Source organism: Chryseobacterium sp. R2ACT005, assembly GCF_049949215.1.
GTDB lineage: Bacteria > Bacteroidota > Bacteroidia > Flavobacteriales > Weeksellaceae > Chryseobacterium.
This window is the reverse complement of the sequence record NZ_CP188192.1, coordinates 4,127,393-4,152,334: the sequence shown is the minus strand read 5'-3', so window position 1 is coordinate 4,152,334 and position 24,942 is coordinate 4,127,393. Positions and strand designations below refer to the sequence as shown.

21 protein-coding genes are annotated in these 24,942 nt (G+C 36.0%); 12 read left to right on the top strand and 9 right to left on the bottom strand.

The window, feature by feature from the left end:
• Positions 1 to 4 precede the first annotated feature (4 nt).
• From ACPF63_RS19040 to ACPF63_RS19005, 8 genes are all read left to right on the top strand, one after another.
• The gene (locus tag ACPF63_RS19040; RefSeq protein ID WP_121486271.1) at positions 5 to 364 is read left to right on the top strand and encodes an S-adenosylmethionine decarboxylase family protein; all 360 of its coding nucleotides are present in this window, start codon (positions 5 to 7) and stop codon (positions 362 to 364) included.
• 2 nt (positions 365 to 366) lie between these two features.
• The gene (locus tag ACPF63_RS19035) at positions 367 to 1,824 is read left to right on the top strand and encodes a DUF4178 domain-containing protein (RefSeq protein ID WP_426480945.1); all 1,458 of its coding nucleotides are present in this window, start codon (positions 367 to 369) and stop codon (positions 1,822 to 1,824) included.
• Positions 1,785 to 2,015 (top strand): hypothetical protein, encoded by a 231-nt coding sequence (locus tag ACPF63_RS19030; protein ID WP_232539049.1) that lies wholly within the window; start codon positions 1,785 to 1,787, stop codon positions 2,013 to 2,015. The genes ACPF63_RS19035 and ACPF63_RS19030 overlap by 40 nt, the downstream gene beginning before the upstream one ends.
• 12 nt (positions 2,016 to 2,027) lie before the next feature.
• A complete protein-coding gene (locus ACPF63_RS19025; RefSeq protein WP_077413617.1) occupies positions 2,028 to 2,243 on the top strand; it encodes a DUF350 domain-containing protein in 216 nt (71 codons plus the stop codon).
• Positions 2,236 to 3,750, top strand: a complete 1,515-nt coding sequence (locus ACPF63_RS19020) for a polyamine aminopropyltransferase (RefSeq protein WP_426480944.1) — start codon at positions 2,236 to 2,238, stop codon at positions 3,748 to 3,750. Before ACPF63_RS19025 ends, ACPF63_RS19020 begins: the two co-directional genes overlap by 8 nt.
• A gap of 70 nt (positions 3,751 to 3,820) precedes the next feature.
• Positions 3,821 to 5,314 carry an NAD(P)-binding protein gene (locus ACPF63_RS19015; protein ID WP_426480943.1) on the top strand — a complete coding sequence of 498 codons (1,494 nt, stop codon included), beginning with the start codon at positions 3,821 to 3,823 and terminating at the stop codon, positions 5,312 to 5,314.
• Positions 5,315 to 5,323: 9 nt separating this feature from the next.
• Positions 5,324 to 6,349: a hypothetical protein gene (locus tag ACPF63_RS19010; RefSeq protein WP_426480942.1), complete on the top strand. Its 1,026-nt coding sequence runs from the start codon at positions 5,324 to 5,326 to the stop codon at positions 6,347 to 6,349.
• A 27-nt stretch (positions 6,350 to 6,376) separates the two neighbouring features.
• Positions 6,377 to 8,131 (top strand): discoidin domain-containing protein, encoded by a 1,755-nt coding sequence (locus ACPF63_RS19005; RefSeq protein ID WP_219072121.1) that lies wholly within the window; start codon positions 6,377 to 6,379, stop codon positions 8,129 to 8,131.
• Between the two features lie 49 nt (positions 8,132 to 8,180).
• Here the strand turns inward: ACPF63_RS19005 and ACPF63_RS19000 are convergent, their stop codons facing one another.
• From ACPF63_RS19000 to ACPF63_RS18990, 3 genes are all read right to left on the bottom strand, one after another.
• Positions 8,181 to 9,041, bottom strand: coding sequence for an alpha/beta hydrolase fold domain-containing protein (locus ACPF63_RS19000; protein ID WP_426480941.1), 861 nt, complete (start codon positions 9,039 to 9,041; stop codon positions 8,181 to 8,183).
• A gap of 83 nt (positions 9,042 to 9,124) precedes the next feature.
• Entirely contained in the window at positions 9,125 to 11,377 is a 2,253-nt protein-coding gene (locus tag ACPF63_RS18995; RefSeq protein WP_426480940.1) for a TonB-dependent receptor domain-containing protein, read from the bottom strand.
• Between the two features lie 45 nt (positions 11,378 to 11,422).
• A complete protein-coding gene (locus ACPF63_RS18990) occupies positions 11,423 to 13,684 on the bottom strand; it encodes a TonB-dependent receptor domain-containing protein (RefSeq protein ID WP_426480939.1) in 2,262 nt (753 codons plus the stop codon).
• A 321-nt stretch (positions 13,685 to 14,005) separates the two neighbouring features.
• On the opposite strand from ACPF63_RS18990, the gene ACPF63_RS18985 reads away from it, so the two are divergent.
• A complete protein-coding gene (locus ACPF63_RS18985) occupies positions 14,006 to 15,787 on the top strand; it encodes a carboxypeptidase-like regulatory domain-containing protein (protein ID WP_426480938.1) in 1,782 nt (593 codons plus the stop codon).
• A 58-nt stretch (positions 15,788 to 15,845) separates the two neighbouring features.
• Here ACPF63_RS18985 and ACPF63_RS18980 read toward each other — a convergent pair whose 3' ends face one another.
• From ACPF63_RS18980 to ACPF63_RS18960, 5 genes are all read right to left on the bottom strand, one after another.
• Positions 15,846 to 16,184, bottom strand: coding sequence for a DUF3817 domain-containing protein (locus ACPF63_RS18980; protein ID WP_077413626.1), 339 nt, complete (start codon positions 16,182 to 16,184; stop codon positions 15,846 to 15,848).
• 85 nt (positions 16,185 to 16,269) lie between these two features.
• On the bottom strand, positions 16,270 to 16,854 hold the full coding sequence (nadD, locus tag ACPF63_RS18975) for a nicotinate (nicotinamide) nucleotide adenylyltransferase (protein WP_426480937.1): 585 nt from the start codon (positions 16,852 to 16,854) through the stop codon (positions 16,270 to 16,272).
• A gap of 33 nt (positions 16,855 to 16,887) precedes the next feature.
• Complete coding sequence (locus ACPF63_RS18970) at positions 16,888 to 17,244, bottom strand: four helix bundle protein (protein WP_426480936.1); 357 nt, start codon at positions 17,242 to 17,244, stop codon at positions 16,888 to 16,890.
• 44 nt (positions 17,245 to 17,288) lie between these two features.
• Entirely contained in the window at positions 17,289 to 19,001 is a 1,713-nt protein-coding gene (recJ, locus tag ACPF63_RS18965; RefSeq protein WP_426480935.1) for a single-stranded-DNA-specific exonuclease RecJ, read from the bottom strand.
• 80 nt (positions 19,002 to 19,081) lie between these two features.
• Complete coding sequence (locus ACPF63_RS18960; RefSeq protein ID WP_426480934.1) at positions 19,082 to 20,104, bottom strand: hypothetical protein; 1,023 nt, start codon at positions 20,102 to 20,104, stop codon at positions 19,082 to 19,084.
• 93 nt (positions 20,105 to 20,197) lie between these two features.
• Here ACPF63_RS18960 and ACPF63_RS18955 point away from each other — a divergent pair, with 93 nt between their 5' ends.
• A complete protein-coding gene (locus ACPF63_RS18955; RefSeq protein ID WP_077413693.1) occupies positions 20,198 to 21,010 on the top strand; it encodes a M48 family metalloprotease in 813 nt (270 codons plus the stop codon).
• A gap of 76 nt (positions 21,011 to 21,086) precedes the next feature.
• Here the strand turns inward: ACPF63_RS18955 and ACPF63_RS18950 are convergent, their stop codons facing one another.
• Positions 21,087 to 22,709, bottom strand: a complete 1,623-nt coding sequence (locus ACPF63_RS18950; RefSeq protein WP_077413630.1) for an ABC-F family ATP-binding cassette domain-containing protein — start codon at positions 22,707 to 22,709, stop codon at positions 21,087 to 21,089.
• Between the two features lie 121 nt (positions 22,710 to 22,830).
• On the opposite strand from ACPF63_RS18950, the gene smpB reads away from it, so the two are divergent.
• Positions 22,831 to 23,289 (top strand): SsrA-binding protein SmpB, encoded by a 459-nt coding sequence (gene smpB / locus ACPF63_RS18945; protein WP_045501613.1) that lies wholly within the window; start codon positions 22,831 to 22,833, stop codon positions 23,287 to 23,289.
• Between the two features lie 77 nt (positions 23,290 to 23,366).
• The gene (locus tag ACPF63_RS18940) at positions 23,367 to 24,881 is read left to right on the top strand and encodes an OmpA family protein (RefSeq protein ID WP_426480933.1); all 1,515 of its coding nucleotides are present in this window, start codon (positions 23,367 to 23,369) and stop codon (positions 24,879 to 24,881) included.
• The last annotated feature ends 61 nt before the right edge of the window (positions 24,882 to 24,942 follow it).

Here is a 24,942-nt window from a genome sequence, read left to right as displayed (position 1 = left end):
TTAATTGAACCCATTATCAAGTAAAGGTTTACATATTCTTCTGACTTTGGAAACAGAGTCAGAAGATTTGTTATTAGACAGCAAAGGTTTTCTCACATTTACAGAAGAGATTCTGAAAACCAAAGAGGTAGAAATTGTAGGAGTAACCAATCATATTTTTGAGAATGATAGTTTTACTTCTGCAGTGATCCTTAAAGAGTCTCACCTTTGTATCCACACGTGGCCGGAATTTAAACAGCTTACTTTCGATGTTTTCCTTTGTAATTATACACAGGACAATACCACAAAAGTAGAGCAGATTGCAGATGAAGTGGTTCAGTATTTTAAAGCTAATACCATTCAAAAACACAAAATTTACAGATAACAATGCACTATGTCTGCCCAGCATGCGAATCAGAAAATAAATTAGATCTCACCTTTCCTGTTGAAGAATATGTTTGTCAAACCTGTTCTCATCTCATTGATGTAGCCGGAAATAAGAATATCAAACATTTGAAGGTACCGACGGAAAACGTTGTTTTAGACGTCGGACAGAAAGGAAAAATTGAAGGTGTAGAATATACCGTCGTAGCAATTGTGGTCAAAAGATATGGCAACAATATTTTCTGGCGCGAATATTATCTAAAAGACAGCAAAGGAAATGATGCTTTCCTGAGTGAGAGTGATGGGCATTGGGTTTTTATAATCTCAATGCACCCTGACGATTTTAAAAGTAAAAATTCGAAATTACCAACCTATGCCGGACGAACGTATCGCTGGTACGAAAATACGCCATGCAGTATTGAGGCTGCAGCCGGTTTTTTTGATGAACATCTGGATTTCAGTATTGCCACTTACAAAGAATATGTCAACGGAACACGTATGATCTCTCAGGAGAAGAGCAGCAAAAAAAGTCGGTATTTTTACGGAGTTCACATTTCAAAATATGATGTTAAAAGAGCTTTTAAAATAGCTCATATGCCCTACTATACAGGAGTAGGAATCGTTCAGCCTTATTACTTTGATATCAAACAGGCTATAAACATTTTTTGTATAGCAGCATTGTTGATATGCCTGTTTCAGCTGTATGTCTATACATCAAGAACTAACGAAACCGTTTTTGCGCAGACCATCAACTTTACAGATGTACGGGATAAAGAAATGGTGAGCAGCAGTTTTACCCTTTCAGGAGGTTCGGCACCATTAAAGGTAAATGCATTTTCAGGGGTTGATAATTCCTGGGCAAATATTCAGCTGAGTCTTGTGAATGAAAAAACCAATGAAATTATCTATACCTCCAAAGATATCGAACAGTATCATGGTTACGAAGATGGGGAAAGCTGGTCAGAAGGAAGTCAGTCCGAAGATTTTAATCTTTGTGGAGTAAGTTCCGGGCAGTATCACTTTCTTATTTCTGCAGAGAAGGATGGCTCTTTACCTGCCTTTTCCGGTCTTATGTCTCCGGATTCAAAGGTAACGTTATCACGGGATAAATCAGGAACTATAGAGATTACTAACCTGTTGAGCGGGCAAACCACATCTTTTACAGATGGAAAGATACTGGAAAAAGATACTTCGGAAGTGGCCAGACTTACTAAAACGTCTTTCGGGACTCAAAAGCTGGACTCCCTGATTAATGCTGAAGCGCCTAAACTCACTACAGATCCCATTTCAAGCAATACCTATGTACAGCTCAAAGCAACCTGGCTTCCCGTTTCATTCTGGAACTTCGGATTTATTATATTCATAATGGCCGCTTTGTTTGTAGCGATGTGGATAGGAAAGCATTTCTTTAATGTGAATAAATGGAAGAACAGTTCAAACTCACCTTATTCTGCATCATGATGACTAATATTTTAAACTATATAAGACAAAACTGGATACTCTGCCTGATTGGGAGCTTTTTCCTCACATGGTTCGTATATCTTACTTATCAGGGAAATCAGGTCTGCGACTGTGCCAAGACGGAAACATACCGCGATGGAACCACAAGAAGTCATTCCAGAGTAGGATTCTACAGATACTATCACAAATAAAAATATAAAACTATGGACAACATCAATTTATTACCAATATTCAACTCGGTTCTTTACTCATTCTTAGGAATCGCTATTTTGCTGGTGTGTTATTTCATTATTGAAAAACTTACTCCGGAAAAAACATGGCATGAGATCGCTCAGAACAAAAATATAGCACTGGCTATTGTCTTCGGAGCATTTATCATAGGAATTTCAATGATTATAAGCGCCGCAATTCATGGATAAGAAGAGGATTCCTCTTGAGCTGCTTTTATTGTTTTCAGTATTCGTCATTGCTACATGTGGATTGATTTATGAATTGGTGGCCGGAGCCCTGGCGAGCTATCTTTTAGGAGACTCTGTAAAGCAGTTTTCTTTCATTATCGGGGTGTATCTCTTTTCAATGGGAGTAGGTTCCTATTTTGCGAAATTCATCAAAGGAAATCTGATCGATAAATTTATTGAGATTGAGATTCTGGTTGGAATCGTGGGGGGAATCAGCTCTGTGGTGCTCTTTACTTTGTTTAATACACTGGCACATTTTGAGAGTGTTCTCTATCTCTTTGTCTTCTTCACAGGATGCCTCGTTGGAGTGGAAATTCCGCTTTTGATGAATATTCTGAAAGACAGGGTGCAGTTTAAAGACTTAGTTTCAAATGTCTTTGCATTCGATTATATCGGAGCTTTGCTGGCATCCATTCTATTTCCATTGGTTTTGATTCCGAAACTGGGAATTGTAAAAACCCCTTTGTTTTTCGGACTCATTAATATTTCGATTGCTATATTCCTGTGTTATTATCTTAAAAGGGAATTGTCAAAGCCGCTTTCATTAAAAGTAAAATCAATTTTAGCATTCATTATATTAGTAGGACTTTTTATTTTTTCTGATACTATTTTGTCTTATTCTGAAGAAAAATTATATGGTGAAAATGTGGTTTATACCAAAAGTTCTCCCTACCAAAGGATTGTTCTCACCAGAAATACTCACGAATTCCGTCTGTATTTAAATAATAACTTACAGTTTTCTTCCACCGATGAATACCGTTATCATGAAGCTTTAGTGCATCCGGCGATGTCTATGGCAAAAAACATTGATAACGTTCTGATTCTTGGAGGAGGTGATGGTTTTGCAGCAAGAGAAGTATTAAAATACAATGACGTTAAAAAAATAACGCTTGTAGATCTGGATGGAGAAATGACACAGTTTTTTAAGACCAATGAAACCATGCGAAAGCTGAATCAAAGTTCTTTTTCCAATCCTAAAGTAGAAGTAATCAATAAAGATGCCTACATTTGGGTAAAAGAGAACAAAAAAAAGTTTGATGTCATCATCATAGACTTTCCGGATCCCTCCAATTACAGCTTAGGGAAACTCTATTCCCTGCAGTTTTATAAAGAACTGGAGAAACTGACGACTTTGGACACTAAAATTGTAGTTCAGACCACTTCTCCATATTTTGCTCCCAAATCATTCTGGTGTATAGAAAAAACGATCAATCAGATTTTTCCTTTCACAGCGGCGTATCATACTTATGTTCCGTCTTTTGGAGAATGGGGATTTTCTATGGCTTCGTTTGAACCTGTCAACAACAGAATCTACAGAAAGCTTCCCGGTTTAAAATTTTATGATTACAACTTTTCACAGATGTCTTATTTCAGTAAAGATATGAAAGTGAAAGAAGTAGAAGTTAACCGTCTGGATAACCAGATACTAGTTCGTTATTTCGATGAAGAGTGGGGGAAAGTACAGTAGAAAGGATTTTCTTAAAACTATATTTTTAGGTAGCCTTATGCTTCCCTTTTTGCAATATTGCGGAAAGAAGGTGAAGTCACTGCTCCTGAGGATTACGGGTACTAATCATGTTCTCGGACATCGGCTGTGGGCAAAAGATTTTCCACAGTTTTCAGAAGTTATCCACACCAAATATCTTATTGTGGGTGGTGGAATTTCCGGACTTTCGGCATGCCGGTTTTTTAATCTGAATAACGAAAATGATTACCTTCTCCTGGAAATGGAAAATCATCTCGGTGGAAACTCTTCCAACGGACAGAATTCATTTTCAAAATTTCCTTTAGGTGCTCACTATTTACCATTACCAAACAAAGAGAATACAGAAATCATCGAGTTCCTGAAAGAATGTGGAATCTGTCTGGGAACGGAAGAGAACGGAGAGCCCATTCTTGATGAATACCAAATGACTTTTCCACAACAGGAAAGACTGTTTTATAAAAACTCCTGGCAGAATGATATTGTTCCCCAAAGAGGAATTTCAACAGAAACCCGGCAGGAACTTAACCGCTTTTTCAAGCTGATGGATGAGTTTCGTGTAAAGAAAGATGCACAGGGGAAATATTGGTTCGCTATCCCGGTACATGATTCAAGCAGAAAAGATGAGGCTGTAAACCTTGAAAAGCTCATTTTCAAAGACTGGCTCAAAGAAAATAATTATCACTCCGAAGAACTTCTTTGGCTTCTGGATTATTCCTGCAGAGACGATTTCGGATTAGGGATAGAGTATGTTTCAGCATGGGCGGGAATTCATTATTTCGCTGGAAGAAAGAATAACTGGAGTACTCAATATAAAGATCAGGTTTTCACATGGCCGGAAGGCAATGCAAGGCTTGCAAAACATTTCTCAAAATATACTGAAGGAAAACAGATGTCCGGTAATCTTGTCTTTGATGTAACGCTCAATGGTAAAGTTGAGGTCCTGAGTTTTGACAATACCCAGAAAAAAACAAAAAAAATCATTGCTGATAAAGTGCTGTTTGCATCACCACAGTTTGTAAACGAAAGAATTTTCAATCATCAAAAAGCGGCTTCTTTCAACTATGTCCCCTGGCTTTTAACAACAATTACCCTGAGGAATGAATTCGGAGGAGATGAAGAACTGGCCTGGGATAATGTAATCTATGGATCTTCTGGATTGGGTTATATCTTTGATCAGCATCAGAATCTTAACCAGATTATGGGTGAAAAGGTAATTACCCATTACAAAAGTTTTTCAACCGGGGACTGCAGAAAAGCAAGAAAAAAATTGTATGCCATGAAAGACGCCGAACTGAAAGATTTAGTTTTAAATGATCTGAAGAAAGCACACCCTCTGATAGAAGACTTTGTTCTGGAAATGCAGTTTCATAAAATAGGGCATGCGATGATTGCGCCGGTTCCCAACCAGATTTTTGGAGAAGAAACCAGAACAGCAAAAGAACCTATTGAAGATAAAATTTTCTTTGCCCATTCCGATCTTTCAGGAATATCTATTTTTGAAGAAGCCTTTTATCAGGGAATCCGGACTGCAGAAAAAATGATATAAAATTACTATATGAAACAACCCTGGATACATAATGCCAAAACAGACTGGTGGTTTATTTTATCACCACCTTTCCTGGTATTGCTGATTATTTTTCTTTTTCAGCAACAGATTCAGGGGCTGGAAAATCAGTATTCTTTTTACACATGGCTCTTTCTGATTGTTTTTGTGGATGTAGCCCACGTCTATTCTACCTTGTTCAAGACCTATTTTGTAAAAGGTGAGATCCAGAAAAATAAATTACTTTATCTCGGAATTCCTGCTATAAGCTGGATTTTGGGTGTTATTCTGTTTCAATTCGGGAATCTGACCTTCTGGTCGGTATTGGCTTTGGTTGCAGTTTTCCATTTTATACGCCAGCAATACGGGTTTATGAGAATCTATGCGCGTTTTGAACCGAATAACTGGAGCAAAAAAATAGATGAGGTAGCTGTTTATTCCGCAACAATCTATCCCATGTTATATTGGTTCATGACACCACGTGCCTTTACATGGTTTGTCAATAATGAGTTTGACTGGCTTAAAAATCTCCCGGATTATACTCATTTAATCACAGTCATATATTTTACAATTCTGATTATTTGGATTGCTAAAACTGTTTTTGAAGCTCTTAAAACCAAAAGAATTAATATCCCCAAAACTGCATTGATTACCGGAACTTTCCTTTCCTGGTATTTCGGAATCGTGTACTTCAACAATGATCTTCTTTTTACTTTTCTGAATGTGATTTCCCACGGGATTCCTTATATCGCATTGATTTATATCCGGGAAATAAAGCAAAAGGAAAATAGTACGTTGAATGGAATGCAGATTTTTAAATCTTTTTCCGGAGTATTTTTATTTATAGGAGTTCTTTTGGGATTTGCCTTTGTTGAAGAATTTTTGTGGGAAACGCTGGTCTGGAACGAGCATTTTTCCATGAATTTGATGATCTCGGAGAAATGGTTTCAGTTTCTGGTTCCATTATTAGTCGTGCCTCAGCTTACTCATTATCTCCTGGACGGCTTTATTTGGAGAAAACCAAAAAAAGTTAGCTAACTTTGCGGTAATCTTTAAAATCTAAAAATGAGACAATATTTTCTGTTATTAGCAATTTTTCTCGGAATCATTGCAGGAGCACAGCAGAAGACTTTCTGTAATCCTATCAATATTGATTATGGTTATACTCCTTTCGAAGTTTTTTCTAAACAGGGAAAACACCGTGCTACGGCAGATCCGGTGATTGTTAATTTTAAGAATAAACTGTTTCTTTTTTCTACGAATCAGGAAGGATATTGGTATAGTGACGATATGCTGGACTGGAAGTTTGTAAAAAGGAAATTTCTCAGAGACAATAAATACACTCATGATCTTAATGCTCCGGCAGTTTGGGCGATGAAAGACACTTTGTACGTTTATGGTTCTACCTGGGAGCAGGATTTTCCGATCTGGAAAAGTACAAATCCTACCAAAGATGATTGGAAAATTGCTGTAGATACCTTAAAAGTAGGAGCGTGGGATCCGGCATTCCACTATGATGAAGATAAAAATAAACTCTATCTGTACTGGGGTTCAAGTAATGAATGGCCATTGCTGGGAACAGAAGTGAAAGTGAAAAACCTTCAGTCTGAAGGTTTTGTAAAACCGATTATTAAATTAAAACCAGAAGACCACGGCTGGGAACGTTTCGGGGAATACAATGATAATGTTTTTCTTCAGCCTTTTGTGGAAGGAGCATGGATGACAAAGCACAACGGAAAATATTATATGCAGTATGGTGCTCCGGCAACAGAATTCAGCGGATATTCTGATGGAGTATACGTAAGCAAAAATCCTTTGGAAGGCTTCGAATACCAACAGCATAATCCGTTTTCCTATAAACCGGGAGGTTTTGCCAGAGGAGCGGGTCACGGAGCTACTTTTGAAGACAATTATAAAAACTGGTGGCACATTTCAACCATCTTTATCTCCACTAAAAATAATTTTGAAAGAAGACTGGGAATTTGGCCGGCAGGTTTTGATAAAGATGATGTAATGTACTGTAATACAGCTTATGGTGATTATCCCACATACCTTCCGCAATATGCACAGGGAAAAGATTTTACAAAAGGTCTTTTTGCCGGATGGATGCTGTTGAATTATAATAAACCGGTTCAGGTTTCATCTACTTTAGGTGGATATCAGCCGAATAATGCTGTAGATGAAGATATCAAAACCTATTGGAGTGCCAAGACCGGAAATTCTGGAGAATGGTTCCAGACAGATCTTGGTGAGGTCTCTGCTATCAATGCCATTCAGATCAATTATGCTGACCAGGATGCAGAGTTTATGGGGAAAACCTTAGGAAAAATGCACCAGTACAAGATCTATGGATCCAATGACGGCAAGAAGTGGAGTGTAATTGTAGATAAAAGCAAAAATACAAAAGATGTTCCTCACGATTATGTAGAACTGGAGCAGCCTGCAAAAGCCCGTTTCCTTAAAATGGAAAATCTGAAAATGCCTACAGGGAAATTTGCACTGAGCGGTTTCAGGGTATTTGGAAAAGGAGCAGGGAAACAGCCTTCAAAAGTTGAGGGATTTGTACCTTTAAGAGCTGATCCCAAGAAATATGGTGAAAGAAGAAGTATCTGGATGAAGTGGCAGCAGAATCCTGATGCAGACGGCTATGTAATCTATTTCGGGAAGTCTCCTGATAAATTGTATGGAAGCATTATGGTATACGGAAAGAATGAATATTTCTTTACAGGAGCAGACAGAACTGATGCTTATTATTTCCAGATTGAAGCTTTCAATGCCAATGGGGTTTCAGAAAGAACAGCCGTTGCAAAATCTGAATAAATACCATTAATAGATAAAAGAATAGCACGTTTTGAAGTATCAGAACGTGTTATTTTTTTGATAGTCTTTTAAGAAAAGCTTCAATTTTATTGATAAGAAATTCATCATTAGGCTGTTTATCCCAATCCAGATGTCCACCATTGAATGGATAAGACTCATGGATAACATGATTTTTATTTAAAACTGAATCTAAGATTTTTTCCTGAGTAGAAGGTATGACATGATCTGAATTTCCATAATAAGATAAGGTAGGAGGGGAGTTTTCTCTTATCCATTTTACAGGACTTGCAAAATCTATTCGTGTTGTGCCCTTTTTCGGTACAGCGGGATCTACAAGCCTTTTTTCAACAAAAGAATATTCCTGATAATTTCTGAAACCCGGATCTGATAGATCTGCAGGACCAACAATATTAATTACAGCTTTTACTTTTTTGTCAATATCGAATTGATAGGCATATAACATAGACAAATGCCCGCCGGCACTGTTTCCTAATAAAATCAGGTTGGGGTGGTAACCCAGTTTATTTTTTAGCAACTCAGTCACTTTTCTAATATCCTCAGCCTGATTCGGAAGTCCAAATTGAGTTGCTGAAGCCAGTCTATAATTCATGTTGACGAAAATATGATCAGGAAATCTCTGCATCAGAGAAAGTGTGAAGAAAGTCAATTGTGACTTATTTCCACTGCGCCAGCCTCCACCATGGATAATGATGAAGACTTCTTTTTTGGTATTTGTTTTTTTGTTTGGAATATAAAGATCCATGACCTGCTTATCGCTATTCCCATAATGAATATTTTCTTCTTTATCAAAGCTGGCATTTTTACCCAATTCTATCTTTTTTTCCTTGCAGCCAATCCATAGAAAAAGCAGGATTAAGCAAACCGAAATAATATGTATATCTTTTTTCATAGCAATTAAATATAAAAAATCCGCTGAAAAGAATCAGCGGATACTGTAAGAATAATTAATTGAATATGAAGAAAGATAGTTCTTTATCTTGTTCTGCTTTTGATAGCATCTGATGCACCTTCGATGTCTCGTACTTTTTTCACTTTCTGGTTTCCGAAATTGTAGGTAAGGCTTACCATCACATTTCTGTTGTAACGGTTTTGGTGGATGTAATTATAATTTCCATTCTCCTGGAAGTCTTCAATTTTAACGATATTGGTATTAAGAATATCATTGGCATTAACTGCGAAGGTCCACTCGTTCCACACTTTCTTGATGCTGAGGTCTAAACTCATTAAACTTTTCAGTAATCCAAGTTCGATCTGCTGCTTGTCTACGAAGAAATAATTAACTCCAAAGAACCATGTTTTCTTTTTATCAAGACGGATTGTGTTGTTGGTCTGGATCAAAAGACTGGTAGAATTAGTCTTGTTGGTGTATACAATATCTTCGCCCTTCTGATTCCTAAATCGATCTCCCGTAGTAGGATCCATATCAAGGCTTCCATTGTTGATATTATGCTGAACTCCAATATTGAAGTTGGTGGTCCAGTATTGTTTGAAGAATGATTTCTGAACCCCTACCATTGCAGACATTTCCTGTTTATTTCCGAAATTGGTTCTTATATATCTCAATACAGGATTGGGACCCACCGTACCATCAGGAGATACCGGATATCCCTGCAGCGGAACCTGAGTGATGGCATCCTGAATATAAGAATGGTTTAAAATCAGGAAGTATGAGTTTTTAAACATATAAGTTAATTCCTGATTGTAAGTAGATGAAGCCTTTACAAAAGGGTTGTTCTGAGTATAATTATCATCTGTCAGAATGTTTCTTACCGGATTGATTTCCCAGAAGCTCGGTCTTCTCATTCTGCTTGAAAAGGAATAAGAAATATTGTTTTTATCATTGATTGCATAGTTGAAGCTCAAATAGGGAAGAAGGTTGTTATAATTTCTTTCAATCCTTTTAAGTTCTTCTGTAGGAGCATTGTCTGAAGTTCCCAAGCTGTTTGTAATTTCATATCTCGCTCCGATTTTTCCGGAAATTTTATCAGATAATTTCTTTTCTATCGTCAGATAAGCACCATAAATATTTTCATCATAGATGAAGTGGTTTGGTCTTGAATCCGGAGCTTCTATGGGATTAAAAGAATACGTAATGTTTTTAGAATCGTTGTCTGTTTTGGTTTTGTTATAATTTCCCCCTATTGAAATAGTCAGATCATTTTTAAATTTCTGATTATAATCTACCATTCCGGAGAAGTTATTAATAATCTGTGGAAGATCCTGGAATAACTGTGTAGTCATTTTTCCAACTCCCATATTCGCATCAGACATATGTGTTCTGTTGTCTGTAAACTGGAATCTTTTGTAATTAAGATAAGCCGCATTTACATTAAGCTTACTGCCTAAGGAATCGGTCTTTAATTCATAATTTAAATTCACGGAATTGTTGTAAGATCTTGCATCTTCTTTATTCTTGGACCATGTATATTTTGTTCCGTTTTCTGTCTTAATGGTATTGAAAAGATTTACGGTAGAATTATAACTTTTATTAGCCCATGTGTTCCATGATAAAGCCAGGTTGCTTTTATCGTTCAGCTGATAGTCAATATTCAGATAACCTCCGATATTTTTGTTCGGATCATCAATATCTCCCGTAGATTCGTTAGATGTTTTAGCAGTTCCGTTTCTTAAAGTGTAGGTTTGTGCCTCTATATTTTCACCACCGCTTAGGTTGGCGCTCACTCCCAGTTTACCTTTTCGATAGTTGGCAGAGAAACTGGCCTGGCTTCCGTTGTATTTACCGGTTGTATTAGACATTCTCATATTTCCGTTGAGACCGTCACTCATTTTTTTCTTTAAAACGATATTGATGATCCCATCCGATGATTCTACCTGATACTCACTGCCAGGAACAGTAATCACTTCAATTTTCTGGATGTTTTCTGCCGGAGTATTTTTCAGGAACTGAGCCAGCGACTCAGAGTCCATATTGCTTTTTCTTCCGTTGATATAGATCAGAGCATTATTTTTCCCTGCGATTTTTAATGTTTTATCATCTGTGGAAGACAATAGAGGAGTTTGTTTCAGAAGGTCAAAAGTGGTATTTCCTTTAGCTACTGGTGATGCTGCCACATCATATACAAAACGGTCACTTTGCTTTTTGAAAACCTGTTTTGTAATGGTAACTCCTTCTATATTTTTTGTTTTTGCCGTATCAGATTTCTTCTCCTGGGCAAATGCACAAGTACCGAATACGATAGCCATTGACAAAATTATACGTTTCATGTTTGTTTTTATTTAAGAGTGGATTTGTGATATAAGTTGTGCAGATTAGGTTCTTGATTTTACAGCATCATTAGCTGATTTCATTTCCCTTGCCTTTTTCAGTTTCTGATTTCCGAAATTATAAGTTACCCCGATGCTCATGAGCCTTGGATAGTTGAAGTTGGTTATATTGTTATATTTTCCGTTTGGCTGTACTCCTTTAACGCTGTAAAAGCTTTGGTTAAATAAATCGCTTACTTCCGCTACAATGGTCCAGTCGCCTGCAATTTTTTTCAGACTAAGATCAAAGCTTTGTCTTGCTCCTATCATACCTCCTTCCATAGCGGTCTGGCTTGCAAAGAAGTAGTTAACTCCTAAGAACCAGTCTTTTTTAGATGAAAGTCTGATAATATTATTGATCGTTGCAGACATATTGTAGTTTTTTACATCAATGATATAAGGATCCAGTGACTCGGATTCGTACTGACCTAGCTGAGACGTTGGATCTTCCCATACTCCACCTTTGTAGGTAACATAACCCAAATTAACAGAATAGTTAGTTGTCCATATATCTTTGAACCATGACTTGTTCATTCCCAGCGTAAGAGCGAGCTCTCTGTTTTTACCGTAATTGGTTCTTATATACCTTAGGAATCTAGTTGTTCGCATGATCATATTTCCGCCTGGACCATAGACTATATTTCCATTTTTATCCCTTTCTGGAGTTGTTAAAGTCCCTTGTAACGGAAGCATGTCAGAAGCAGATGCATCTTCTACCATATTAAAGCTAAGATTGGCATAAAATGCATTTTTGTACATATAGTTCAGCTCCTGATTATAAAATTTTGAAGCAAGAACAAATGGATTGTTCTGTGTATAATTTGTAGGAGTGAAATACGTTCTGGACGGATTGAGTTCCCAGAATCTTGGTCTTCGGATTCTGCTTGAGAAAGTATAGCTCAGATTGTGATCAGAATTGATGGCATAATTTAAATTCAGATAAGGTAAAAGATTGTTGTAATTTCTTTCAAACCCTGTTTTTTCCAGAATTTCTCCGGTACTTCTTGTCATTTCATATCGGGCTCCTATTTTTCCGGATATTTTCTCAGTCAGTTTACGTTCATAGTTCAGGTAAATACCTAAAATATTTTCTTTATAAATGAAGTGATTGGTTTGTTTAGGATCTATCACAAAATCACTACCTATTAATTTGTCTTGTTTGGTATCATTATCAGTGTTCGTATGATTGTAGCTGATTCCCATTAACCATGTTGCGCCTTTAGCCGTTTTTTTCAGGTAGTCGATATTTGCTGCATAGTTGTTAATGATCTGAGGTACTGATTGATGAAGTGCAGAATATTTGTTGATGGTATCATTAGTTAAAGGAAAACTTTCATTAAAACTTACTTTATCTCTGTTGAACCATAAGTAAGAAATGTTTGAGGTAAGTCTGCTTCCCAGAGAATCGGTTTTCATTTCATAATTTAAATTGAAAGAATGATTTCTCGTTTGTGCATCTTCATTATTGACCGTTCTGTTATTTAAAACCCCATTTTGCCAGTTGGTAATATCCAGTACAGAATTGAAACTTTTATTATATCTCATGTTGTAGGAGAAACCAAGACTATGCTTTTTATTGATCTCATAATCAACATTAAACCCTCCGCCAAAATTTTTATTGGGATCATCATTAAATCCAAATGATTCATTTTTGAATGTAGGATCTCCGTTAGAGAGCGTATATCTTTGTCTGTCTGTCCAGCTTCCCGTTCTGAAGTTTGAGTTACCGGACCACTTTCCTTGTCTGAAGTTAAAAGAAGCTCCTGCATTTGGGTTGTTGTAATAAGCCTGCTCATTCTGCATTTTCAACGTTCCGTTGTAACCGTTGTTCTTGCTTTTTTTCATTACAATATTGATTACGCCTTCTTTGGATTCAACCTGAAATTCACTTCCCGGAACTGTAATCACTTCAATTTTCTGGATATCCTCTGATGGAGTAGATTTCAGCATTTCAATCAATGCCTCAGAATCCATATTTGTTTTCTTATTGTTGATGTAGATCACCGCATCATTTTTTCCCAAAATCTTCAGTGTTTTTCCATCAATGCTGGAAATCATTGGAGTTTGTTTTAAAAGATTAAAGGTGTTGGTTCCCTTAGCAATAGATGAAGAAGCTACATCGTAAACTAAACGGTCTCCTTGTTTTTTGAAAACCTGCTTCTTGATATTCACTGCATCAATAGCATTTACTTTCAAACTGTCTTTTTTCTGCTGGGCAGTTACAAGTCCACCGAAAAATAGTGCTGCAATAAGAATTTGAGTTTTCATGATATTATTTTTTAATTAATAGCTTGTATGGTTTGTTATTTTACATTACAAAGATATATAATAAATTTAGTATCATGCAATGCAAAGTACTTGAAATGTTTTTAAACTTTATTTAAGTATTTGATTATCAGTAACTAAAATTTTATATCAATTTTGAGTTTCAATGTTTTTATTACTTAATTAGACAATTTGAAGTTCATTTTTGTTACATGACAATATGAAATTGATGGAAATTTTAAAAAAAATTTAATGAGAAATCAGAAAAGATAATAATGATTGTATTTTATTATTAATTTAGTAAAAACTAAAAATTAATACCATATGCGAAAATTTTATCTCTTATTATTGTTGTTTGTGTTGATGTTTTCATGTAAAAATGAAACTTTCTCAGAAATAGAGGACGACACAACAAACCCTCCATCCAATTATAATTTTGGGAATACGGCGCAAAAGAATTTCCAGGGTGTAGTTCTTGATACGAACGGGCTTCCGGTATCAGGAGCAACGATTACAATCGGAACAAGTACAGTTACAACCAATCTTAAAGGTTTCTTTACATTTAAAAATGCTTCGGTAAAAGAAAATTTTGCCCATATAAAAGTGACAAAATCCGGCTATGTAAATGCATCGAGGGTTTTGGTACCTACCAACGGAATCAATAGGGTGAATATCATGATGATTCCCGCAACAACGACATCTACAATTACCACGGGTTCTACCTCTACAGTTTCATTACCAAACGGAACAAAAGTAAAATTTGACGGAAGTTTCAAAGATGCAAACGGAAATGCCTATTCAGGAAATGTGAGTGTTGGGGTCTTTCATTTAGCACCATCCAATCAATATCTTAATGAATTAATGCCTGGATCATTTTTGGCAACCAATTCAGGAGGTAATGCCAGAATAATGGAAACATTTGGAATGCTGCATGTACAGTTGACAGGAACTGCGGGACAAAACCTTCAGCTTGCAAACGGACATACCGCAGAAATAACTGTTCCTGTGGATGCCACACAAACTTCCAGTTCACCGGCCACAATTCCATTATGGTCTTATAATGAAGATACAGGAATGTGGAAAGAAGAAGGTTCTGCTACAAAGATTGGAAATGCTTATGTAGGAATAGTAAGTCATTTTTCCTGGTGGAATTATGATGCACAGTTTGAACAGGCAACCATGAAAGTAACTGTAAAAAACTCTGCAGGGCAGGTTTTACCTAATACCAAGGTAGCTTTAAAGAGAAGCTCTCAAACGTATGAGACTTACGGAATGACGGATAATGTAGGGGTGGTTTCCGGAATTGTTCCGGCAGGTGAAACTCTTAGTTTAAAAGTTTATGATGTCTGTAATAATGTAATTTATACATCGAACGTAGGCCCTTTTCCAACAGGGGTTATAACGACTATTTCTGATATTGTTGTAAACCCTTCTACATCTACCAGCTATACCATTCAGGGAGTTCTGAAAACATGTGCCAATGCCAATGTGAGTGATGGTTATGTGGAATTGAAACCAACAGTAAGTACAAATTATTTCCAGTATATGTCAGTCCCGGTAGATAATAACGGAGGTTTTATATTCAATACGTATTCATGTACAGCAAATCCACAGTTTAGGTATGAAGGATTTGATAACGTTAATTTTCTGAGTACTAATGAAGTTACTTTCACTGCCACATCTACTACTATGAATTTGGGGAATATCATGGCTTGTAATTCTGTGAATGAATTTGTTAGTTATAAAATTGATAATCAGTCTATTATTAATTTGTCAGGATCGTTCAATGCGCAATGGACAGGTCTTACTTCTACATCACCTAATCTGCCAGCCAAACAATTAAGAATAATCTCAACAAATCCAATTGGGCCAACTTTCTTTATGACTCAAAACAATATGACAGGAATTACTGCAAGTTTTACCAATAACTATATGTTTGAGTTTTCGGGGGGATCCATTACATCAAATAATGGGAATTTGGTTGTTGATATAACTGCTTTTGGAGCTTTGGGAGACTACATTGATTTTACAGTTAACGGAACTTTTACAGATAATTCCGGTAATCATACCTTTACAGCAACAGGACATGTAAAACGGGATATGTAATACTATTCAAAATAAAAAGGACCGAAAAGGTCCTTTTTTTATGCAGTATATTTATCATTTATTCTCTGTCGAATCGGGCTAGCTTTTTGTCTACCCAAACCGTTGCAAAAGGGAAGAATGCAGATAATAGGGCAAAAACAAAATCTTCATCATCCCAATTATAAATTTTTCTTGCAGGAAGGCAGAGTAAAAGGTAAAGCGTAAAAAATAATCCGTGTAAACTGCCAATAACACTGATGAAGATAATGGAATACAAATTTTCATCATATCGGATCCAAATCATCGCAACACAGTACAGTAAAAGACATGAAACAGCTTCTGCAACACAAATCTGTTTAAACCATTTGATGATTTTTTCCTGAGAATATTTTGAGAAAAATTTTTCGATGAAGTCCATTTCTTGAGTTATGAGGTGAGAGTTAAAAGGTAAGAGTCTTTCTCTGGCTTTTAGTTTTTAGCCTCTCATTTTCTGATTTGCAAAATTACTTATAAAAACTGCTACCATCCAAATATTCAAAAACTTCGGGAGGTAACATCGGCCTTACATTTTTGCCGTCTTTAATCATATTACGGATTTCAGTGGCAGAAAGTTCTATGACCGGCGCCTTGATCAGAGAAATATTTTCATGCTGTAAATAGTCAGAATCTGCTTTTTCGCCTTCAAATACTCTTGGATAAACTATGATATGATGATTTTTGATCAGAACATCAGAATTTTTCCACTTGTGAAGACTCTTCAGATTATCTTCTCCCATAATCAGGCTGAAAGAATATTCAGGATACTTCTCATGGAGGTAAGTAAGGGTATCGATCGTATAACTTGGTATCGGAAGAGAAAATTCTACATTAGAAGCTCTCATATTCGGATAATGCTTTACCGCAAGCTGTACCATATCGAGTCTGTTATGATCTTTCAGTAAAGACTTTTTGTCTTTAAACGGATTTTGTGGGCTCACTACAAACCAAAGCTCATCCATATCAGAATTTTCCAGAATATAATTCGCCAGAATAAGATGTCCGATATGAATAGGATTGAATGATCCGAAAAATAAACCGATTTTTTTCATTGTTACAAGGAGTTAGGTTGCAGGAATTAGGTCTTAGGGAGTTTGAAGTTTTGTAATTACTGCATTCAGCATTTTTGATATTTCGGATGTTTTTTCGATTAAAATTTGAAAATTTTCAGGATTCAAATAATTTAAATTTTTTGAAATAATCAATTGGGTTTCCAATTCAGCACTGCTGCCTCTTGCAATTTTCAAAAACTGAATATAGTCACTAGTAGATCTTCTGGAGTGACCTTCAGTAATATTAGATGGAATTGAAATTGAGGATCTGCGGATCTGACTTGTAAGCCCATACAGTTCTTCTTTTGGAAAAGCTGTCGTTACTGTATAGATTTCTGTAATGAGATCTACAGATTTTTGCCAGACGATTAATTCCTTATAATTTCCCATATGCATTTCCCTATTCCCTTATTGCTAAATCTTAATCCCTATTCTCAATCCCTAAACTTCACATCCTTAATATTTAGATAATGAGTGACGTTGCCTTTCCAGTGGTTTTCTTCAAGGGTAAAAGCAAGGTCGAAATTTTTATTTTTAAAATCTTCAACAAATGGTCCTAGTTTGAATCCTACACACTCAATATTTCGTCCTGTGGATTCCTGCTTGATATAAAACTTCAGGTGGTTATTATCTTTCCCCATTGTTTTTACATAACCAGCAAGTTTCTGATCCGTCAATGTAAAAATAGGTTTCATATTGTGAGGTCCAAATGGAGCCAGTTTTCTGTGGAAATTGATAAACTCTCTGTTGATTTCATCAATTGTAATTTCAGTATCAATGGCAATGGAAGGTTCTTTTTGATGGTCTTTGATTTTTTCAGAAACAATTTTTTCAAACCTTTCCTTGAAAGCATCAAACTTGTCTTTTTCCATAGAAAGTCCGGCAGCTGCGTGATGGCCTCCAAACTTAAGGAAATATTCCGAACACATATCAAGAGCTTCATGCACATCAAAATCAGAAACAGATCTCGCAGAAGCTACCATTTCCCCATTGTTACCATCAGTAAATACCAGTGTGGGTTTATAATAAGTTTCAATAAGCCTGGAAGCTACAATACCAATCACTCCTTTATTCCATTCAGGATGATAAACGATTGTTGTATGTTTTGTTTCTTGCTGAGACTCTATAATTTGGTTTAATGCAGAAAGAGTGGAATTCATATCCAGTTCTCTTCGTTCATCGTTAAGGTTCATGATATCACTCACAATCTGATTGGCATGTTTCAGATTGTCGGAAACCATAAGTTCTACGGCCGCCTTGCCATGAGAGATCCTTCCGGCTGCATTAATTTTAGGAGCTATTTCAAAAACAATATTGGAAATTTCAAAATGAGAAAGTTTATCCTCAGGAATCAACAGTCTTAGTCCCAGATTTCTGGTCTTTCTAAGAATTTTTAGTCCCATTTTAGCCAGTACTCTGTTTTCTCCTGTCATGGAAACAATATCAGCTGCAATAGAAATGGCCAGAAGATCAGTCAGTTCAAATAATTCTGCTTCCGGTAATTTATAAATTGTATTTAATCCCTGGCAAAGTTTAAAGCCAACACCGCATCCTGAAAGTTCTTTGAAGGGATATCGGCAGTCATTTCTTTTAGGGTCAAGTACAGCCGCAGCATCAGGAATTTCTTCACCCGGAAGGTGATGGTCGCAGATAATAAAATCTATATCCAGGTTACTGGCATAGCTGATCATATCAAGCGCTTTTATTCCACAATCCAGAGCGATGATTAATGAAAAACCATTTTCTTTGGCAAAATCAATTCCTTCAGTAGAAATTCCATATCCTTCAGAATTTCTGTCCGGAATATAATAGTCTAAATATTTTTTCTCAACAATTTTGCTGAGATAAAGGTACATCAAAGCAACTGCAGTGGTTCCATCCACATCATAGTCACCATATACCAATATTTTTTCGCCATTTTCAATAGCCGTTGCAATACGCTCTACAGCTTTTTGCATATCTGCCATTAAAAACGGATTATGTATATCGTTAAAGTTCGGTTTGAAGAATTCTCTGGCCTTTTGATAGTTGTCAATCCCTCTTAAAACGAGGATTTTAGATTCAAAAGTACCAAAACCAAGTGACGAACTTAGTCTGTCCACAACTTCTTCATCGGGTTCAGGCTTATAAATCCATTTTTGACTCATTTCACAAAAATAAGGAAAAAAGTTCTAAAAGCCTCTTTAAAAATCAGCAAATTAGATTTTAAAAATGAGCAGGATATCGCTTAATAAAACTCATACTTGTTGATGAAAATAAGAGTAGAATCTATCTTTCCATTCTTTTCTGAAACCATCTTTACGGGAACATTGTACTCATCCAAATCAAATTTTTCCAATGTCTTTTCATTGTTATCCTGAGTAAAGCTATCATCAAAAATCAGTGTTTTTCCAAAGTATTTTCTTTTCTGGTTAAATTTATATTCAGTATTTGCTGTTTCAATAAGAGTGAATTTATTTTCAGGATATTCCACTGTTGTCTGAGTTAAATTCTTTTCCTCGTCATATTCTTTTGTGGTTTTTTTATTGTCTTTATACTCAATGAAATAAGAATTGTTATAATAAATTTCACCTTGATCAAAAACAGTCTTTGATATTAACTGATTTGAGTTATTAAATTGATATATAATATAATTATAATCCGAAGGCTGATCCTTAGACAATGCTTTTACTAATTTTTTATTAAAATCATATTCAAAAATATAGGAACTTTTATTCTTTTTATTATTCAGTTTCAGAATATTTTTATCCTTGTCGAAATCTTCGGTCCTTCGTAAGTCTTCAATATATTTCCAGTGGTTTTCATTGTTGCCCGTGATGGCTATTCCGGTGCTGTTCACAAGGATTATATTTCCTGCAGAATCATAGTGATATTCATTTAAACTTGCTCCGATATTGGAGTGCAGAATAAGGGTTTTAACCGGCTGGTTTTTATCATTGTAAATATTTCTTTCAATAATAGTCAGGTATTTTCCATTCCAGTTTTCACTTACATATTGTCGATAATATTTATAAATCAAATTTCCATTTTTATCATATTCTAAAATATTAAGGTATTCTCCATTACTTTTTTGCTCAAGCCTTTTTAAATTTTTGGGGTAAGTTGATGATGTGAAGTTGACATTAAAGGGTAGATTATAAGTAGTAGAGGTCATCATTACATCTTCATAATCAGGCATATTATATCTTGTTTTTTCCTGCCCTGTGAATAGAGAAAAGAAGAATATAGTAAAAAGGTAAATGGTTTTCATTTTTCTTTTAAAATTAAAAAAATTGAGATTACTCTTTTAATTTAATAATTGTTTAAAAAAAGGCTATCTTCGTGCTCCAAATTTTAAATGATTATGAAAAAAATTACTCTATGCCTTATCTTATTAGGGGCTATGCATTCTATCAATGCACAAAAAATCAACCTCGGGAAAGCTGCCGGAATGGTTTCAAATGGTGCAAAAGCATTGACATTTACGAACGAAGATGCGGTTAAATTATCCAAAGAATCAGTAGACTGGATGGATAAAAATAATGCCGTAGCAGGACCTAAAGATCCGTATACCGTGAGACTGAACAAATTGTTTGGAAAACACAAATCTCAGGACGGTCTGAATTTGAATTATAAAGTTTATAAAGTAAAAGATATCAATGCATTTGCCTGTGCAGACGGAAGCGTACGTGTGTTCTCTTCTCTGATGGATATCATGACAGACAATGAATTGCTTGCCGTTATCGGGCATGAAATAGGGCACGTGAAAAATCAGGATACAAAAGATGCAATGAAATCTGCTTATCTGAAAGCAGCGGCATTAGATGCAGCATCATCAGCTTCTTCTGCAGTAGCTACTCTTAATGAGAGCCAGGTAGGAAAGATGGCTAATGCATTTTTGGATGCTTCGCACAGTAAGAAACAGGAATCAGAAGCAGATACCTACTCATACGACTTTATGAAAGCTAATAAATATGATGTTGTGGGAGCTTATACGGCTTTCAAAAAATTAGCGCTGCTTTCAGAAGGAAGTACACAAAGTAATTTTGAGAAAATGTTCAATTCTCATCCTGACAGTAATAAAAGGGCAGAGTCTATTAAAAAGAGAGCAGAAAAAGACGGGATGTGGAAAGACCCGGGAACGGTGACTTTGCCTACTGCAAAACTTACGAAATAATTGATTATATATTTCTAACAAAAAACCTCAAAGCACTGCCTTGAGGTTTTTTTATATAAATTTTAATGTTGTTCGATTAAGAATACATTTTTTCTCTTAATTCTTTTACCTTTTTATCAGCAAGGTATTCGTCATAAGTCATTTCTCTGTCGATGATTCCGTTAGGAGTCAGTTCAATGATTCTGTTACAGACTGTTGAAAGCATTTCGTGGTCATGAGATGCCAGTAAAAGATTTCCTTTGAAGTTAGATAAAGAGTTGTTCAAAGTGGTAATACTTTCAAGGTCTAAGTGGTTGGTAGGTTCATCTAATAAAAGAACGTTTGCTTTCTGAAGCATCATTCTGCTGAACATACATCTCATTTTTTCACCTCCTGAAAGTACTTTACAAGATTTTAAAGCTTCATCACCTGAGAAAAGCATTCTTCCAAGGAATCCTCTCATGAATTCTTCGTGACGCTCTTCATCATTTTTAGTGAATTGTCTCAACCAATCAACCAAGCTGATATCTTCCTGGAAGAATTTAGTGTTGTCTAAAGGCATTTGAGATTGGTTTGTTGTAACTCCCCAAGCAACAGTTCCTTTGTCTGCCTCAATATTTCCTGCTAAAATTTCGAAAAATTCTGTGATAGCTAAAGAGTTTTTTGAAAGAATAGCAACTTTGTCCCCTTTTTTAAGGTTTAAATCGATGTTTGAGAATAATAATTCTCCGTCTTTTGTTTTTTCAAGACCTTTTACATCTAAAATCTGATCTCCCACTTCTCTTTCCATTTCGAAAATAATAGCTGGATATCTTCTTGAAGATGGTTTAATATCGTCAATGTTTAATTTGTCGATCATTTTCTTTCTTGCTGTAGCCTGCTTTGCTTTAGCAACGTTTGAGCTGAATCTGGCAATGAAGTCCTGAAGTTCTTTTTTCTTCTCCTCAGCTTTCTTATTGGCTTGAGCTCTCTGTCTTGTTGCCAATTGAGAAGCCTGATACCAGAACGAGTAGTTACCTGTGTAAAGGTTAAGTTTAGCATAATCCAAGTCACCGATGTGCGTACAAACCGTATCTAAGAAGTGACGGTCGTGAGATACAACGATTACTGTATTTTCATAATCTGCAAGGAAATCTTCCAGCCATGAGATGGTATCAATGTCAAGGTCATTGGTAGGTTCATCCAGAATCAACACATCCGGATTTCCGAAAAGAGCCTGAGCCAAAAGAACCTTCACTTTGTCTTTGTTCTCAAGTTCGCTCATCACCTGCCAATGCATATCATCTTTTACTCCAACGTTTGAAAGCATTGTCTGTGCATCAGATTCTGCAGTCCAACCTCCCATTTCATCATAGATTACACCTAGTTCACCAGCTTTTATTCCGTCTTCATCAGAGAAATCTTCTTTTGCGTATAACGCATCCATTTCCTCTTTTATCTCAAATAATTTCTTGTTACCTCTCAAAACTGCTTCAAGAACAGTATACTGATCATAAGCAAAGTGATCCTGCTCCAAAACTGACATTCTTTTCCCTGGTTCCAGAGATACATGTCCTGTTGTAGGATCCTGCTTTCCTGTTAATATTTTAAGGAATGTAGACTTTCCCGCACCGTTTGCTCCGATGATCCCGTAGCAGTTTCCTTTGGTAAACATAATATTTACCTCGTCAAAAAGAACTCTTTTCCCGAATTGTAAAGATAAGTTAGATACTGTTAACATATAGTTTTGTAAATTTGGCGCAAAAATACGAAAAGAATTTGGGTATATTGTAATAATATAATAGTCAAGTTTTTAATTGTATGGTATTTTTTATATATTTCATTAACGAAATTTTAAAATGATGAAGATTGAGAAAACAGTTAGTATATTAAATAGAAGAGCCCGTTTTGAATATGAAATTCTTGAAGAATATGAAGCAGGAATGGTTTTGACGGGTACCGAAATAAAATCTTTACGTTCATCCAAAGCATCTATCACAGAATCCTTCTGTCAGTTTATTGATGGGGAATTGTACATCATTAATATGATGATTGATGAGTATAAATTGGGAACTTTTTACAATCATAAAACAAAAAGGGAACGGAAATTGCTCTTGCACAAAAAAGAATTACAAAAACTTGAAAAAAAGTTAAAGGATGCTGGGAACACCATAATACCTTTAAAATTATATATCACTGACCGAGGTAAAGCAAAGGTTCTGATAGCGCTGGGTAGAGGGAAAAAACTTTTCGATAAAAGAGAGGCGATAAAAGATAGAGAAAACAAACGGAACCTGGACAGAATATTAAAGAAAAGTTAAAAATCATTTGAAAAACTTTGTATATAAAGAAAAATTATATTTATTTTGCATTATCAATTATTTAATCATTTAATTCTATGAAAAATCTAAAATTAGGAATTTCAGCATTGGCGCTTACTGTTGCCTCTACTGTTTTCGCACAGACTACCAACAATCCGTGGTTAATCGGAGTTGGTGCTCATGCAGAAAACCACGTAGCAGCGAGAGGTACTTTCAGTAATACGTTCTCTGCTAACAATTTGACAAAGAACATGTTCAATGTGAACAACTTCTCTATTACACCTCCATTATCTAAGTTAACAGTTGCTAGAAATGTTGGTAAAGGTTTAGTAATTGACTGGCAGACTTCTGTTGGGAATGTTGAAAACAAAAGATTCAACATGGGGAAAGAATTTTTCCTAATGACAGGTCTTGGTTTCCAGGCTCACGCTGCAGGTCTTTTATGGAACGAAGAATCTTGGTTTGATCCATATTTAAGAGTTGGTGCTAACTACTTAAGACATGACTATACTGCTCTTACTTTCCCAAGAACTTCTGTTGACGCTAATGGTAATCCAATCGAAAACATTACTAACGGAAAAGACGGTAATGAGAATGGTAAAGCTAACCACTTTACTGTAGCTACAGGTGCTGGTGCTAACTTCTGGGTAACTAAGAACTTCGGTCTTGGTGTTCAAGGAGATTATGTATCAACTCCAGGTGACAATTCTACAGTGGCTAACTTCTGGCAAGCTTCTGCTTCTATCTTATTCAGATTCGGAAACAGAGATAGAGATAAGGATGGTATCCTAGATAAAGATGATCTTTGTCCAGATACTCCAGGTCTACCAGAATTCCAGGGATGTCCTGATACTGACGGTGACGGAGTTCCAGATAAAGACGATCAATGTCCAGAAGTGGCAGGTCCAGTTGAAAACAACGGATGCCCTTGGCCAGATACTGACGGTGATGGTGTAATCGACAAAGATGACGCTTGTCCTACAGTAGCAGGTCCTGCTGAAAACAATGGTTGTCCTTGGCCAGATACAGACGGTGACGGTATCTTAGATAAAGATGATGCTTGTCCTACTGTTCCAGGTCTTCCTGAATACAACGGATGTCCTAAGCCTAAGAAACAAACTGCTATTGAAACTACAGAAGCTCTTAAAGGTATCTTCTTTGATTTCAACAAAGCTACTATCAGACCAGAATCTAGCGCTAAGTTAGATAACGCTGCTAAGATCATCAAAACTGACGGTGGTAACTACCTAGTTGAAGGTCAAACTGATGCTAAAGGTGCTGCTGAGTATAACTTGAAACTTTCTAGACAAAGAGCTGCTTCAGTAGTTGCTGCTTTAGAAGCTAGAGGTGTTGATGTGAATTCTCTTAAGTCAATCGGTGTTGGTGAAACTAAAGCTACAGTTTCTGAAAAAGCTTCTGATGCTGAAAGACAAGCTGATAGAAAAGTTATCGTAACTGCTATCGAAGATGCTAACGAGTGGAACGCAATCAAGAAAAAAGATTACGAAGATGCTCCTGTGAAAAAAGCTACTAAAAAAGCTACTAAAAAAGCTCCAGCTAAGAAAAAAGCTGTTGCTAAAAAGAAAAAATAATTAATTTTTCTAAATAATGAATACCTCCAAATTTTTTGGAGGTATTTTTTTTTTGTTGACT

Coding starts and splice junctions, on each gene's coding strand:
- ACPF63_RS19030 (WP_232539049.1), top strand. CDS start 1,785: ATGGAAGAACAGTTCAAACTCACCTTATTCTGCATCATGATGACTAAT.
- smpB (WP_045501613.1), top strand. CDS start 22,831: ATGAAGATTGAGAAAACAGTTAGTATATTAAATAGAAGAGCCCGTTTT.
- ACPF63_RS19020 (WP_426480944.1), top strand. CDS start 2,236: ATGGATAAGAAGAGGATTCCTCTTGAGCTGCTTTTATTGTTTTCAGTA.
- ACPF63_RS19005 (WP_219072121.1), top strand. CDS start 6,377: ATGAGACAATATTTTCTGTTATTAGCAATTTTTCTCGGAATCATTGCA.
- ACPF63_RS18995 (WP_426480940.1), bottom strand. CDS start 11,377: ATGAAACGTATAATTTTGTCAATGGCTATCGTATTCGGTACTTGTGCA.
- ACPF63_RS19000 (WP_426480941.1), bottom strand. CDS start 9,041: ATGAAAAAAGATATACATATTATTTCGGTTTGCTTAATCCTGCTTTTT.
- ACPF63_RS18955 (WP_077413693.1), top strand. CDS start 20,198: ATGAAAAAAATTACTCTATGCCTTATCTTATTAGGGGCTATGCATTCT.
- ACPF63_RS18980 (WP_077413626.1), bottom strand. CDS start 16,184: ATGGACTTCATCGAAAAATTTTTCTCAAAATATTCTCAGGAAAAAATC.
- recJ (WP_426480935.1), bottom strand. CDS start 19,001: ATGAGTCAAAAATGGATTTATAAGCCTGAACCCGATGAAGAAGTTGTG.
- nadD (WP_426480937.1), bottom strand. CDS start 16,854: ATGAAAAAAATCGGTTTATTTTTCGGATCATTCAATCCTATTCATATC.
- ACPF63_RS19035 (WP_426480945.1), top strand. CDS start 367: ATGCACTATGTCTGCCCAGCATGCGAATCAGAAAATAAATTAGATCTC.
- ACPF63_RS18970 (WP_426480936.1), bottom strand. CDS start 17,244: ATGGGAAATTATAAGGAATTAATCGTCTGGCAAAAATCTGTAGATCTC.
- ACPF63_RS18940 (WP_426480933.1), top strand. CDS start 23,367: ATGAAAAATCTAAAATTAGGAATTTCAGCATTGGCGCTTACTGTTGCC.
- ACPF63_RS18990 (WP_426480939.1), bottom strand. CDS start 13,684: ATGAAAACTCAAATTCTTATTGCAGCACTATTTTTCGGTGGACTTGTA.
- ACPF63_RS19025 (WP_077413617.1), top strand. CDS start 2,028: ATGGACAACATCAATTTATTACCAATATTCAACTCGGTTCTTTACTCA.
- ACPF63_RS19010 (WP_426480942.1), top strand. CDS start 5,324: ATGAAACAACCCTGGATACATAATGCCAAAACAGACTGGTGGTTTATT.
- ACPF63_RS18960 (WP_426480934.1), bottom strand. CDS start 20,104: ATGAAAACCATTTACCTTTTTACTATATTCTTCTTTTCTCTATTCACA.
- ACPF63_RS18985 (WP_426480938.1), top strand. CDS start 14,006: ATGCGAAAATTTTATCTCTTATTATTGTTGTTTGTGTTGATGTTTTCA.
- ACPF63_RS18950 (WP_077413630.1), bottom strand. CDS start 22,709: ATGTTAACAGTATCTAACTTATCTTTACAATTCGGGAAAAGAGTTCTT.